This window comes from Bacillus sp. A015 (assembly GCF_053851875.1).
Window position 1 is genome coordinate 117645 of the sequence record NZ_JBSPZB010000001.1, and the last position, 13973, is coordinate 131617.

Here is a 13973-nt window from a genome sequence, read left to right on the forward strand (position 1 = left end):
GGAAATATATTGTCTATTAGAAATCTTGATGGCCGCTCATTTGCAAAAATGATTCTTGCAGGTGCTCACCATCTTTCTCAAAACGCACAAATTGTTGATGCGTTAAATGTTTTTCCAGTGCCAGACGGAGACACGGGGACAAATATGAATTTGTCGATGACTTCAGGGGCAAAAGCAGTTGAAGAAACAACTACCGATCATATTGGTAAGGTCGGGGTGGCCCTGTCAAAAGGACTATTGATGGGCGCAAGAGGAAACTCGGGCGTGATCCTGTCACAGCTCTTTAGAGGTTTCAGTAAAAATATAGAACAAAAAGAGACGATTGATGCCAAAGAATTTGCCCTTGCCTTGCAGGCAGGTGTTGATACAGCCTATAAAGCCGTGATGAAACCGATTGAAGGGACCATCTTAACGGTTGCAAAAGATGCAGCAAAGAAAGCGGTTGCTGTTTCAGCGACAGAAGATCAAATTGACCGCGTGTTAGAATTAACGATTGAGGAGGCAAGAGCATCACTTGATCGAACGCCAGATCTGCTTCCTGTTTTAAAAGAAGTGGGCGTTGTGGATAGTGGTGGTAAAGGACTTCTTTGTGTATATGAAGGTTTCCTTGCTTCTTTAAGAGGAGAAGAGCTCCCTTCTAAAACGGCCTCTTTGCCAACGCTCAAAGAACTAGTGAGTGCAGAACATCATAAAAGTGCGCAAAGCCATATGAACACAGAAGATATTGAATTTGGCTACTGCACAGAATTTATGGTGAAATTTGAAGAAGACAAACAGTCCTTTGAAGAGAATGCATTCAGAGAAGACCTAAGCGAATTCGGAGATTCACTTCTTGTGGTATCTGATGATACGCTAGCGAAAGTTCATATTCATGCAGAGCAGCCAGGAGATGTATTATCTTATGCACAGCGCTACGGCAGCCTGATCAATATGAAAATTGAAAACATGAGAGAGCAGCATAGCTCGATCGTGAATGAAGAAAGAGATCACTCGCCTGCTGTACCAAAAGCACCCGCTGCTGAAAAACAGCGCTTCGGAGTAGTGAGTGTCGCAATGGGAGAAGGAATTGCTGACTTGTTTAAAAGTATCGGGGCTTCCGTCGTCATCGAGGGTGGACAAACGATGAATCCGAGCACAGAAGACATTGTCAAAGCAATTGATAGCATTCATGCCGAAACCGTCTTTATCTTACCTAATAATTCTAATATTGTCATGGCAGCTAAACAGGCGGCAACTGTCTCAAGTCGTGAGGTCGTTGTCATTCCGACGAAGACCGTACCTCAAGGGATGTCAGCACTTCTTTCTCTAAATGAAACAGCTTCAAATGAAGACAATGAAGCAGCGATGTTAGAAGCGATTGATCATGTGAAAAGCGGCCAAATTACCTTTGCAGTGAGAGATACTCAAATTGATGGAATCGACATTGCCAAAGGCGATTATATGGGTCTATTCAACGGAAAAATCACCTTAACGGCGAAAAATCAACTAGATGCAGCCAAAGAGCTTTTGACCAAAATGGTGACAGAAGATGATGAGATTATCACAATCATTAAAGGGGAAGACGCATCATCTGATGAGATGGAAGCGTTAGAAGCTTTTATCGAAGAAACATTTGAAGATGTAGAAGTTGAAGTCCACGATGGAAAACAGCCGCTTTATTCATATATTTTGGCTGTTGAATAACGAAAGAAGGGCAAATAAAGCCCTTCTTCCAGCGTGTAGACAAACCCTCGCATTCGGTGTCAGTCCTGCGTGCCGGTGCTCACGAATGTCAAATTCGCTCCGCTCCGGTACTCGTCCTTCCTAGACTGCAAAGGTTTTCTATCACGCTGAAAAGAAGACAAAGAGCTAAAATAAAGGTCATTTTAGCCCTTTGTCAACAATCTGAAAGAAGGGCAAATAAAGCCCTTCTTCTTCTTTTGCAATTTTTTACTAGGGATTCCTCGGTGAAATGAGTTGCGGGAAACGAATGAATCCATTAGTCTAAAGGAAGAAACAAACCAATACGTGAGTGGTTATGAGAGGGGAAGACCTATGAAATTTAGAAGTGTGTTTGATATTATTGGACCCGTCATGATTGGTCCATCAAGTTCGCACACAGCGGGTGCGGCTCGTATAGGAAGAGTGGCTCGCAGCTTATTCGGAAGAGAACCGAAACGAATTGTCGTTTCATTTTATGGTTCTTTTAAAGATACGTATAAAGGACACGGTACAGATGTAGCGATTATAGGCGGTGTTCTTGACTTTGATACATTTGACGAACGAATCAAAACAGCGATTGATATTGCAAAAAGCAAAGCGATTGACATCGAATTTAAAGAAGAAGATGCGGTACCAGCGCATCCGAATACAGCAAAAGTAGAGATTTCAGATGCGAACGGAAAGCTTGAATTAATCGGGATTTCTATCGGCGGAGGTAAAATTGAAATCACCGAATTAAATGGTTTCGAGCTAAGGCTTTCAGGAAATCACCCTGCCATTCTTGTCGTTCATAACGATCGCTACGGTACAATTGCGGCAGTTGCCAATGTATTAGCGAAATTCGCCATCAACATCGGTCATATGGAAGTGGCGCGTAAAGATGTCGGGCAAGAGGCACTGATGACAATTGAAGTGGATCAAAATATTGACCCAGCTGTCCTATCAGAGCTTGAAACGCTGCCTAACATTATTCAAGTCACACAAATTGCAGAGTAACAACAAGGAGGTAATGTATGATGTTTAAAAACGTCAAAGAACTCGTGCAGCTAACAGAAGAACGGAATACCTCCATTTCAGAAATCATGATCGCGCAAGAAATGGAAGTGACAGGGAAGTCACGTGAAGAGATATTTTCGCAGATGTATCGCAATCTAGAAGTGATGGAGCAGGCGGTTGAAAACGGACTTAAAGGTGTGAAATCATTATCAGGCTTAACAGGCGGAGATGCGGTCAAACTTCAAGCATATATCGCATCAGGCAAAACATTGTCTGGTCATACGATATTAGATGCTGTCAGTAAGGCAGTTGCAACGAATGAAGTCAATGCCGCAATGGGGACCATCTGTGCGACGCCTACGGCAGGCTCAGCAGGTGTTGTACCTGGGACGTTATTTGCAGTAAAAGAAACATTACAGCCAACAAAGGAACAAATGGTCAGATTCCTATTCACTTCTGGCGCATTTGGTTTTGTTGTGGCCAATAATGCCAGTATCTCTGGTGCAGCAGGCGGCTGTCAGGCAGAGGTAGGCTCAGCATCAGGCATGGCAGCGGCAGCCATTGTAGAAATGGCAGGCGGCACGCCCCAGCAATCTGCTGAAGCGATGGCCATTACACTCAAAAATATGCTTGGACTTGTTTGCGATCCAGTAGCAGGACTTGTCGAGGTACCATGTGTGAAACGAAACGCAATGGGTGCATCAAATGCAATGATTGCAGCAGATATGGCACTTGCCGGTATTACGAGCCGTATTCCGTGTGATGAAGTCATTGATGCCATGTATAAAATTGGTCAAACGATGCCAACAGCCCTTCGTGAGACCGCACAAGGCGGACTCGCTGCAACACCGACAGCAAGAGAGCTTGAAAAGAAGATTTTCGGAGGTGTGACCTCATCTCGTGATACAGAAACTGCAAGATAATATCTCAGTCCTAAAAGGGATTGGAGCCGAAACAGAAAAAACCTTAAATGAACTAGGAATCCATACAGTAGCCGATTTACTCGGCTGCTTTCCTTATCGATATGATGACTATGAGCTTCGCAACTTAGAAGAAGTGAAGCATGACGAACGTATCACGGTTGAAGGCAAAGTGCACAGTGAGCCCGTTCTCACCTATTATGGAAAGAAACGAAGCAGGCTGACATTCAGGCTGCTTGTCGGGCGTTTTCTCATTACGGCTATTTGCTTCAATCGCCCATATTTAAAACGAAGCCTTGTTTTAGGTGATACGGTATCAGTCACAGGAAAATGGGATAAAAACCGTCAATCCATTATGGTGCAGGAATTTAAAAAAGGAACACACGAGCAAGATGGCAGTATAGAACCTGTTTATTCGGTCAAAGAAAATGTAACGGTGAAGATGATGAGGCGCTTTGTGAAGCAAGCTCTGTCGCTTTATGTAGACAAAGCCGAAGATCCACTGCCAAAGCAGCTTGTCACTGCCTATAAACTCATGTCCTATCAAGATGCATTAAAAACCATTCATCTCCCTGAAACAAGAGACTCGCTCAAGCAAGCAAGACGCCGCTTTGTGTACGAGGAATTTTTGATTTTTCAGCTGAAGATGCAGGCGATCAGGAAGAAAGAACGAGAAAAAACATCAGGTATCCAGCATCCGTTTTCAAAAGAGGCTGTCTTTGAGTTTGTTCACAGCCTGCCATTTCCGCTGACTAAGGCACAATCAAGAGTGCTTGATGAAATTATGTCCGATATGGCGTCCCCGTATCGAATGAACCGGCTGCTCCAAGGAGATGTTGGATCGGGGAAAACAGCCGTTGCAGCCATTGCACTTTATGCCGCTCATTTATCCGGCTTTCAAGGTGCGCTGATGGTGCCAACTGAAATTTTGGCAGAACAGCATGCAGATTCACTTTACCAGCTGTTTGAAAAATGGGGCCTGAATATCGCCTTGCTGACTAGCTCTGTGAAAGGAAAGCGCCGCAGAGAATTACTGGAACGTCTGAAAGAGGGCGAGATTGATATATTAGTCGGCACGCATGCTCTCATCCAAGACGAAGTGGAATTTCAGCAGCTCGGTCTCGTCATCACAGATGAACAGCACCGGTTTGGCGTGGAACAACGAAAAAAGCTTAGAAGTAAAGGGCAGGACCCAGATGTCTTGTTTATGACCGCAACACCTATTCCAAGAACACTTGCGATCACTGTATTTGGAGAAATGGACGTATCCGTCATTGATGAACTACCAGCTGGCCGAAAGCAAATCGAAACGTATTGGGTCAAGCATGACATGCTCGAGAGGATTCTTGCTTTTGTGGATAAAGAGCTGAGAAAAGGAAGACAGGCGTATATTATTTGTCCGCTCATTGAAGAATCAGACAAACTGGATGTTCAAAATGCGATTGATGTCCACAGCATGCTGACAGAGGCGTATCGCGGCAAGTGGTCGATCGGCTTAATGCACGGGAAGCTTGCAAGTGATGAAAAAGATCAGGTGATGAGAGCCTTTACTACCAATGAAGTCCAGATTCTCGTTTCGACCACAGTCGTTGAAGTAGGGGTTAACGTGCCGAATGCTACCATCATGGTCATTTATGATGCAGACCGATTCGGACTGTCTCAGCTTCACCAGCTAAGAGGACGTGTCGGCCGCGGAGAGCATCAATCATTTTGTATTTTAATGGCTGATCCGAAATCAGAGACGGGTAAAGAGCGAATGCGAATTATGTCCGAAACGACCGATGGATTTGAGCTGTCTGAAAAGGATTTAGAACTAAGAGGGCCTGGTGATTTCTTTGGCAAGAAACAAAGCGGGATGCCTGAATTTAAGGTGGCAGACATGGTCCATGACTACAGAGCACTTGAAACTGCTAGAAAAGATGCGGCAGACCTTGTGCAATCGGACGCCTTTTGGACAGATCCTGAATACAAAGAACTTCGGCAAACGCTTGTAGACAGCGGTGTGCTGGGCGGAGATAAATTAAGCTGATCGAGAGCTGGAGGAATTTTCTTGTCTTTTTGAAACAAGGATTGATTTATCATCTATGAGATTATATACTACTATTAGTACCTAGTCATAAATGTACGGATGGTGTCTGCATATGAAACTAAATAAAAAAGAACGTCAAAGGCTTCTCCAGCAAACGATCAGCTCGACTCCGTTCATTACTGATGAAGAATTGGCAAGTAAATTCGGTGTAAGCATTCAGACGGTTCGTCTTGATCGTTTGGAGCTGTCAATCCCTGAATTACGCGAAAGAATTAAGCATGTGGCCGAAAAGACATTAGAGGATGAAGTGAAGTCACTTCCGCTGGATGAAGTGATTGGAGAAATGATTGATGTAGAGCTTGATGATCAAGCCATTTCCATTTTTGAAGTGAGAAAAGAGCATGTATTTAGCCGTAACCAAATTGCCAGGGGACATCATCTCTTCGCTCAGGCAAATTCGCTGGCAGTTGCCGTCATCGACGATGAACTGGCGTTGACAGCAAAAGCGAATATCAGGTTTACAAGGCAGGTCAAACAAGGCGAAAGAGTTGTCTCAAAAGCCAAAGTAGCCTCGCATGATAAAGAAAAAGGCAGAACCGTAGTTGAAGTAAACAGCTATGTGGGTGAGGAAGTTGTCTTCTCAGGTGACTTCGTCATGTATCGCTCAAAACAAAAGTAAAAGGTGGCACATAACACATGAGAATTGCAGTCGATGCAATGGGGGGAGATCATGCCCCTAAAGCCATTATTGACGGTGTGCAAAAAAGCTTAGCAGCATTTTCAGATATCGACATTACACTTGTCGGCGATGAAAGCAAAATCAAACCATACATAACAAATAACGAGCGCATCACGATTTTAGATGCAAAAGAAGTCATTGAACCGACAGATGAACCAGTGCGTGCAGTCAGACGTAAAAAGGATTCATCCATGGTGAAAATGGCGCAGGAAGTATCCGAAGGAAGAGCAGATGCCTGCATCTCAGCAGGAAATACTGGAGCACTCATGACAGCAGGACTGTTTATCGTAGGCAGAATCGATGGTATTGACAGACCAGCACTTGCCCCAACCTTGCCAACACTTGATGGCAGCGGGTTTTTATTACTAGATGTCGGTGCAAATGTCGATGCCAAGCCAGAACATCTTGTGCAATATGCCATGATGGGGTCTATTTACGCAGAGCGCGTCTTCCCGAAGAGCAATCCGCGCGTTGGACTTTTAAATGTAGGAACAGAAGATAAAAAAGGCAATGATTTAACGAAAAAAACCTTTGGATTACTAAAAGCATCAGACTTGAATTTCATAGGAAATGTGGAGTCTCGTGATTTATTAGAAGGTGTAGCCGATGTCGTTGTCACAGATGGTTTTACAGGAAATATTGCGCTTAAAACGATTGAAGGCACAGCCCTTTCCGTATTTAAAATGCTGAAAGAAACATTAACATCCAGCTTTACTGCAAAAATAGCAGCTGGCATGATGAAGCCAAAATTGATGCAGATGAAATCTAAAATGGATTACTCCGAATATGGCGGTGCCGCTTTATTTGGTTTAAAGGCTCCTGTTATTAAAGCGCACGGCTCCTCTGATGAAAATGCCATTTTCCATGCAATTCGTCAGGCACGTGATATCGTTGAAAAAGACGTTTCAGCCATCATTTATCAAGAAGTCCAAAAAGAAAACACGAATGAGTCTTAATGGAGGTAGAGCAGCATGAGCAAAATTGCATTTTTATTCCCTGGCCAAGGCTCTCAAAAAATTGGCATGGGGAAAGATTTATTTGACCAAGAAGCAGCATCTAAAGCTGTGTTTGAAGAAGCAGACGAGACCCTTGGTTTTGACTTATCTTCTATAATTTTTGAAGGGGAAGCAGAAGAACTGACGCTGACATATAATGCGCAGCCAGCTCTTTTAACAACAAGTATCGCCATCTTAAAGAAATTTGAAGAGAGTGGAATCAAAGCAGATTATGCAGCAGGACACAGTCTTGGTGAATACACAGCCCTCGTTGCAGCAGGCGCTCTTTCGTTTAAAGATGCTGTATACGCCGTCAGAAAACGCGGCGAATTAATGAATGAAGCTGTTCCAGCAGGTGAAGGCGCAATGGCAGCAATCCTCGGACTAGATCAAGCTTCGCTTTTGGAAGTAACAAAAGAAGTGACAGAGAGCGGTCATCTTGTAGAACTCGCTAACTTAAACTGCCCTGGACAAATCGTCATCTCTGGTACAGCAAAAGGTGTAGAACTTGCATCAGAGAAAGCGAAAGAAAAAGGCGCAAAACGTGCAATTGCTCTTGAGGTGAGCGGACCTTTCCATTCAGCTTTAATGAAACCAGCAGCTGAAAAATTCACAGATGTTCTGTCAAAACTAGACATTGCGGATGCCAAAACACCGGTCATTTCAAATGTAACAGCAGACATCGTGACATCTCGTGATGAGATTGAGACAAAGCTCATTGAACAATTGTATTCTCCTGTTCGTTTTGAAGAAAGTGTGGAACGCCTTATTGATTTAGGTGTGACAACGTTTATTGAAATTGGTCCTGGCAAAGTGCTTTCAGGTCTTGTGAAAAAGGTCAATCGCCGACTGACGACTATTTCCGTTTCAGATCAAGAAACAATTGAAGCAGCAATTCAAACATTGAAGGGGGATTCTTGATGCATACAAATAAAACAGCCGTTGTAACAGGTGCATCACGCGGTATTGGCCGTTCCATCGCGATCGATTTAGCGAAGAATGGTGCAAATGTTGTCGTGAATTATTCAGGAAACGAAGCAAAAGCAAATGAAGTAGTGGATGAAATCAAAGCACTTGGCAAGCAGGCTTTTGCTGTCAAAGCTGATGTCTCAAATGCTGAAGAAGTACAAGCATTAATGAAACAAGCGATTGATACATTTGGCTCAATCGACATTCTTGTGAATAACGCTGGCATTACAAAGGACAACCTACTCATGAGAATGAAAGAAAATGAATGGGATGATGTCATTAACATAAACTTAAAAGGTGTCTTTAACTGTACAAAAGCCGTGACGCGTCAAATGATGAAACAGCGAAGCGGAAGAATCATCAATGTGGCATCAGTCGTTGGCGTATGCGGAAACCCTGGACAAGCAAACTACGTTGCAGCAAAAGCTGGCGTCATCGGGTTAACGAAAACAACAGCAAAAGAGCTGGCAAGCCGCCATATTACAGTCAATGCAGTAGCACCAGGCTTTATTTCTACAGATATGACAGATAAGCTTGATGACAATGTGCAGACAGAAATGCTAAAACAAATCCCGCTTGCACGCTTTGGTGCGCCTGAAGATATTAGCAACGTTGTTGTCTTTTTAGCTTCTGAAGGAGCAGGTTATATTACAGGCCAAACCATCCAAGTGGATGGCGGAATGGTCATGTCCTAAGAAATATCAAATTTCGTTACGTTTTCTCTAGTTTTTTAAAAACGAATCAACTATAATACTTTGAGGGGAGGTGAAAGGCAATGGCAGACGTATTAGAGCGTGTATCAAAAATTATTGTAGACCGCCTTGGCGTTGATGAGGCTGACGTGAAAATGGAAGCTTCATTTAAAGAAGATTTAGGCGCTGATTCCCTTGATGTAGTTGAGCTAGTTATGGAACTTGAAGATGAGTTCGATATGGAAATTTCTGACGAAGATGCTGAAAAAATTGCAACAGTCGGTGACGCTGTGAACTACATAAATAGCCAGCAATAAGTGTAACAAAGTCCCGTCTACTTTCATGACGGGACTTTGAAAATTTATGTTAGTTTCAACACATTCAGCTGATCAATTGTCAGCCTTTTTCAGATGCTGGGAGCAATGTTTCCTTGCATGTAGAAAGAGAGACTCCATATAATCTATATAATCAGTATCCTTAAAGGCGATTAAGCCTACCTGGAGGTTGCTATGCCAAAACACTATAAAGACAAACAGAAACAGAGCAAAAAACTAGAGCAATTTAGAGAATTCCAGCAGCGTATTTCCGTACAGTTTAAAAATGAAAAACTTCTATATCAAGCCTTTACACATTCCTCTTATGTGAATGAGCACCGGAAAAAACCTTACGAGGATAATGAAAGACTTGAGTTTTTAGGAGATGCTGTTTTAGAATTGACCATCTCTCAATTCTTATTTGCGAAATATCCAGCGATGAGCGAGGGAGACTTAACAAAACTGAGAGCGGCGATCGTGTGTGAACCGTCACTTGTGTCACTGGCACATGAGCTGTCCTTCGGAGACCTTGTTCTTTTAGGAAAAGGCGAAGAAATGACTGGTGGCAGAAAGCGCCCCGCACTTTTAGCAGATGTATTCGAGGCCTTTATCGGGGCACTTTATTTAGATCAAGGGCTGGAACCTGTTGAACGATTCCTAGAAGGGTATGTGTATCCGAAAATTAACGACGGAGCTTTCTCGCATGTCATGGACTTTAAAAGCCAGCTTCAAGAATTTGTTCAGCGTGATGGAAAAGGTGTGCTGGAATACCGAATCCTGCATGAAAAAGGACCTGCACATAACCGGGAATTTGAAGCAAATGTATCACTTCGAGGAGAAGTGCTCGGGATTGGAAATGGCCGCTCTAAAAAAGAAGCAGAACAGCATGCTGCACAGGAAGCACTTGCTAAATTGCAGAAACATCATATGAACCAATAAAATCCCCCTCGTCATTCAGGGGGATTTCACTCTGTTTTCCATCATCTTTTTTCACTTCATATGGTAAGATGATAGTACTTTAAATACATAAGGAGGATCACTCTCATGTTCCTCAAACGTTTAGACGTGATAGGATTCAAATCTTTTGCACAGCGAGTGACCGTGGACTTTGTCAAAGGTGTCACAGCTGTTGTTGGACCTAACGGAAGCGGCAAAAGTAATATTACTGATGCCATCCGCTGGGTACTTGGAGAACAATCGGCGAAAAGCCTCCGCGGAGGAAAAATGGAAGACATCATTTTTGCAGGAAGTGACTCAAGAAAAAGAGTCAACCTAGCAGAGGTGACTTTAACGTTAGATAACGAAGATCACTTTTTGCCGATCGATTTTCACGAAGTCAGTGTAACAAGAAGGGTGTATCGTTCAGGAGAAAGTGAATTTCTCATAAACAATCAATCTGTCCGCTTAAAGGATATTATTGATCTTTTCATGGATTCAGGCCTTGGTAAGGAAGCTTTTTCTATCATCAGTCAAGGAAAGGTAGAGGAAATTCTATCGAGTAAGGCAGAAGAGAGAAGAAGTATCTTTGAAGAAGCGGCTGGTGTCTTGAAATATAAAACAAGAAAGAAAAAAGCCGAGAATAAACTGTTTGAAACGCAGGACAACTTAAACCGAGTAGAAGATATTCTGCATGAACTAGAAGATCAAGTAGAACCATTAAGAATGCAAGCATCCATTGCAAAGGACTATTTGCAAAAAAAAGAAGAGCTTGAACATGTAGAAATCGCACTAACCGTTCATGATATCGAAGCACTTCACGAAAAATGGACAACACTTGGAGAAGCTGTCGAGCGGTTCAAACAAGATGAAATGAAGCAGTCCACAGACATTCAAGCAAAAGAAGCCAAAATTGAAGAGTCGAGAGACCGAATTCAGGCGCTGGACGAATCCATTAATGACCTGCAAGAAGTCCTTCTGTTCACAAGTGAGGAATTAGAAAAGCTTGAAGGAAAAAAAGAAGTTCTAAAAGAACGAAAAAAAAATGCAGCCGCCAACCAAGGACAGCTGGAAGAAACGCTCGTTCGCTTAACTGAAAAGCAGGCGCTGTTAACCGAAAAGATTCAGCAGCAGAAAATCACGCGGGACAGCCTGCAAAAAGAAGTGCAGCAGCTAAAAGATGAAGTGAAAACAAAACAGCATCAACTGTCACTTCACAGTGAAGATGTGGAAGGTCAAATTGAACAGCTGAAAAGCGATTATTTTGATCTGCTAAATGAACAGGCTTCAATCCGCAATGAACGTAAATTACTAGAAGAGCAGCAGCGCCAAGCGGCCATGCAGCTAGAGCGTCTAACGCAAAATAATCAGAAACATATCGAAGAACGTGTGTCTGTCAAAGAACAGAAAACGGAAGCTGAGCAGCAGCTTTCAGAACTAGAAGAAGACATTTTGACTCAGGTGAAACGCTTTAGAGAGGCAGAACAAAAGCTTGAGCAAATGAAACGTCAATACGAAAAAAAAGAAACGGCTCTTTATCAAGCCTATCAATATGTTCAGCAGGCAAAATCAAAAAAAGAGATGCTTGAATCCATGCAGGAAGACTTCTCAGGCTTTTTCCAAGGAGTGAAAGAGGTCTTAAAGGCAAAGGACCGGTTAGGCGGTATTCACGGTGCCATTGCAGAGCTGATTCAAACAGATCAGCAGCATGAGACAGCGATTGAAATTGCGCTAGGTGCAGCAACGCAGCACGTAGTCACGGAAAATGAAGCAGCTGCGAGACAAGCGATTGGTTACTTAAAGCAGCATTCCTTTGGACGTGCGACCTTCCTGCCAATGAACGTGATCAAAGAAAGAACCATTCAGTTCAGGGACGTCCAAACAGCTGAACAGCATGCAGCGTTTATCGGCGTAGCGAGTAACCTCGTTTCCTTTGACGAAAAGTACCAAAAGGTCATTCAGAACTTGCTTGGAACCGTCCTGATTGTCAGAGATTTAAAAGGCGCCAATGAACTGGCGAAAATGCTCGGACATCGTTATCGCATCGTGACCCTTGATGGGGATGTTGTCAACCCAGGTGGTTCAATGACCGGGGGCGGCGTGAAGAAAAAGAGCAATTCCCTCCTTTCAAGAAATCGAGAGATCGAAACATTGACGAAGCAGCTCGTAGAAATGGAAGAAAAAACAACGATTCTTGAAAAAGAAACAAAAGAAACGAAGCAATCGATTGCAGCAAGTGAAACCCAATTAAATGAACTGCGTCAGCGCGGTGAGACGCTTCGAGAAAAGCAGCAAGAGCTCAAAGGGAAACTATACGAACTGCAAGTAGCAGAAAAAAATATTAATGCTCACCTTGAACTCTATGATCAAGAAAAAGAAGAATTGCAGCAGCGCTCTTCTGAACTTGCGAGCAAGGACAAAGAGCAGGTCACCCTTGAAGCCTCTATAGGTGAGAAACTGACGTCTCTTGATGAAGAGATCAACACATTAACAAAGCGTAAGCAGACCCAAAGCTCAACGAAAGAAACCATTTCTGCGGAATTAACAGAGCTGAAAATCTCGCTTGCGAAAAAAGAGCAGTCCTTAGCTAATGAACAAGAGAAGCTGTCGATCTTGATGGCTGAATTGGAAGAGGCGGAACAGACGCTGATTGAAACAAAAGAAGATCTGTCACTCTTAACAAGTGAAATGTCATCAAGCTCAAGCGGAGCAGAACAGCTGGAAGAAGCTGCGAAAGAGAAGCTTGAAAATAAAAATAAAACGACAGCACTCATTTCCGAGCGCCGTAAACAGCGCCTGGCTCTTTCAGAAACATTAGAATTTGCTGAACGTGAACTCAAAGAGCAAAAACGTCTTTACAAGCAGCTCACCACAAGCTTAAAAGATGAAGAGATCAAGCTTGGCCGCATGGAGGTTGAGCTCGATAATCTTATCGCCTATTTGAACGAAGAATATGCACTTTCGTTTGAAGGAGCAAAAGAAATGTACCATCTGACGTTAACGCCAGATGAAGCAAGAAAACGAGTGAAACTGATCAAACTAGCCATTGAAGAGCTTGGAACAGTGAACTTAGGCAGTATTGATGAGTATGAACGCGTGAATGAACGTTATCTATTCTTAACAGAACAGCGAAATGATCTGACAGAAGCGAAAAATACGTTATTCCAAGTCATCGAAGAAATGGATCAAGAAATGACAAAGCGCTTCTCTGAGACATTCTCTCAGATCCGCGGGCATTTTGAATCTGTTTTCCAAGCATTATTTGGCGGGGGAAGAGCAGACCTGAAGCTGACCGATCCAAACGATTTACTAAACTCTGGCGTCGATATTGTCGCGCAGCCGCCGGGGAAAAAGCTGCAAAATCTAAGCCTGCTTTCAGGCGGAGAGAGAGCATTAACAGCGATCGCTTTACTATTCTCCATCTTAAAAGTCAGACCTGTTCCATTCTGCGTGTTAGATGAAGTAGAAGCGGCGCTTGATGAAGCCAATGTCTTCCGTTTTGCGCAATATTTAAAGAAATACAGCCAAGAAACGCAGTTCATTGTCATTACGCACCGCAAGGGAACGATGGAAGAAGCAGATGTCCTGTACGGTGTCACAATGCAGGAGTCAGGCGTCTCAAAGCTAGTATCCGTCAAACTAGAAGAAACGAAAGAGCTTGTCCAGTAATAAAAGGAGGTCT

11 protein-coding genes are annotated in these 13973 nt (G+C 43.2%); all 11 read left to right on the plus strand.

The window, feature by feature from the left end; translation table 11 throughout:
* The first annotated feature begins 9 nt into the window (after positions 1-9).
* The gene (locus ACSLGF_RS00595; protein ID WP_456001446.1) at positions 10-1683 is read left to right on the plus strand and encodes a DAK2 domain-containing protein; all 1674 of its coding nucleotides are present in this window, start codon (positions 10-12) and stop codon (positions 1681-1683) included.
* Between the two features lie 351 nt (positions 1684-2034).
* On the plus strand, positions 2035-2697 hold the full coding sequence (gene sdaAB, locus ACSLGF_RS00600) for an L-serine ammonia-lyase, iron-sulfur-dependent subunit beta (RefSeq protein WP_456001448.1): 663 nt from the start codon (positions 2035-2037) through the stop codon (positions 2695-2697).
* Between the two features lie 20 nt (positions 2698-2717).
* Positions 2718-3620: an L-serine ammonia-lyase, iron-sulfur-dependent, subunit alpha gene (sdaAA, locus tag ACSLGF_RS00605; RefSeq protein ID WP_099726000.1), complete on the plus strand. Its 903-nt coding sequence runs from the start codon at positions 2718-2720 to the stop codon at positions 3618-3620.
* On the plus strand, positions 3598-5646 hold the full coding sequence (gene recG / locus ACSLGF_RS00610; RefSeq protein ID WP_456001450.1) for an ATP-dependent DNA helicase RecG: 2049 nt from the start codon (positions 3598-3600) through the stop codon (positions 5644-5646). The genes sdaAA and recG overlap by 23 nt, the downstream gene beginning before the upstream one ends.
* Before the next feature lie 112 nt (positions 5647-5758).
* Positions 5759-6325 carry a transcription factor FapR gene (fapR, locus tag ACSLGF_RS00615; RefSeq protein ID WP_456001452.1) on the plus strand — a complete coding sequence of 189 codons (567 nt, stop codon included), beginning with the start codon at positions 5759-5761 and terminating at the stop codon, positions 6323-6325.
* Positions 6326-6342: 17 nt separating this feature from the next.
* Positions 6343-7341: a phosphate acyltransferase PlsX gene (gene plsX / locus ACSLGF_RS00620; protein ID WP_456001454.1), complete on the plus strand. Its 999-nt coding sequence runs from the start codon at positions 6343-6345 to the stop codon at positions 7339-7341.
* Positions 7342-7356: 15 nt separating this feature from the next.
* Complete coding sequence (gene fabD / locus ACSLGF_RS00625) at positions 7357-8301, plus strand: ACP S-malonyltransferase (protein ID WP_456001456.1); 945 nt, start codon at positions 7357-7359, stop codon at positions 8299-8301.
* Positions 8301-9044, plus strand: a complete 744-nt coding sequence (gene fabG, locus ACSLGF_RS00630) for a 3-oxoacyl-[acyl-carrier-protein] reductase (protein WP_456001458.1) — start codon at positions 8301-8303, stop codon at positions 9042-9044. The genes fabD and fabG overlap by 1 nt, the downstream gene beginning before the upstream one ends.
* 80 nt (positions 9045-9124) lie before the next feature.
* The gene (gene acpP / locus ACSLGF_RS00635; protein ID WP_003212028.1) at positions 9125-9358 is read left to right on the plus strand and encodes an acyl carrier protein; all 234 of its coding nucleotides are present in this window, start codon (positions 9125-9127) and stop codon (positions 9356-9358) included.
* Between the two features lie 192 nt (positions 9359-9550).
* On the plus strand, positions 9551-10294 hold the full coding sequence (rnc, locus tag ACSLGF_RS00640; RefSeq protein ID WP_034317819.1) for a ribonuclease III: 744 nt from the start codon (positions 9551-9553) through the stop codon (positions 10292-10294).
* A 105-nt stretch (positions 10295-10399) separates the two neighbouring features.
* The gene (gene smc / locus ACSLGF_RS00645) at positions 10400-13960 is read left to right on the plus strand and encodes a chromosome segregation protein SMC (protein ID WP_456001460.1); all 3561 of its coding nucleotides are present in this window, start codon (positions 10400-10402) and stop codon (positions 13958-13960) included.
* Positions 13961-13973 lie beyond the last annotated feature (13 nt).